The sequence below is a fragment of the Massilia sp. 05N420 genome, assembly GCF_056397205.1.
This window is the reverse complement of the sequence record NZ_JBFTMX010000099.1, coordinates 1-771: the sequence shown is the minus strand read 5'-3', so window position 1 is coordinate 771 and position 771 is coordinate 1. Positions and strand designations below refer to the sequence as shown.

Sequence of the window (771 nt, the reverse complement as noted above, 5' to 3'; positions counted from 1 at the left end):
GAGCAAGGATGACCGCCCGCARCGGCTGAGTGGSATCGCCGAAGCCGATGAGATGTATGTGCTCGAATCGCACAAGGGGKCCAGACATCTCGATCGTCCGCCACGAAAGCGCGGCGGCAAGGCGACAAAGCGCGGGATCTCGARTGAACAAGTGTGCATCCTGGTGGCGCGCGATCGCAGCGGCCAGACCATCGACGCCGTGACCGGCAAGGGCAGCGTGAGCAAGCGGCAACTGGTGGCACACCTGGGACCGCGCCTGGCGCGCGACGTGCTGCTGGTGACCGACAGCCATGCGGCCTACCCGGCATTCGCGCGGGAGGTCGGGATTTCRCATGAGGCCATCAAYGCGAGCGCCGGCGAAAGAAAGCGCGGTGCGCTGCACATCCAKAACGTGAACGCCTATCACAGCCGGATGCGCACCTGGCTGCTGCCKTTCCGCGGCRTCGCCAGCCGTTACCTGRACCACTACTTCGGCTGGCGCTGGGCGCTGGATGGGCAGCGCATTRCCAGYCCMGRCGCCTTTTTGAGAGCGGCGCTGGGCAGATTCAACACTTAGCAATGGGATGGACGCCCCCACCCGAAAACGGCATCGATGTGCCAAAGTGGAAGTGTCTAAACACMACGACATCGAGGGGGGCGTCATCATGAAGATTACGACAATCGGCATCGACCTGGCAAAGGATGTCTTTCAAGTGCACGGCGTGGACGAACACGGTAACGTGACGGTAAAGAGCGTCAGCTCAAGCGTAAAGAAGTGATCGAATTTTTTAC

The 771-nt window shown here is 61.4% G+C and carries 1 protein-coding gene and 1 pseudogene; both read left to right on the top strand.

Annotation, left to right across the window (positions count from 1 at the left end; all coding sequences use genetic code 11):
* On the top strand, positions 1-556 hold a 556-nt coding region (locus AC1DIX_RS27415; protein ID WP_477328463.1), incomplete at its 5' end, for an IS1595 family transposase.
* A gap of 88 nt (positions 557-644) precedes the next feature.
* Positions 645-771 (top strand): annotated as a pseudogene (locus AC1DIX_RS27410) (IS110 family transposase); the annotation flags it as partial.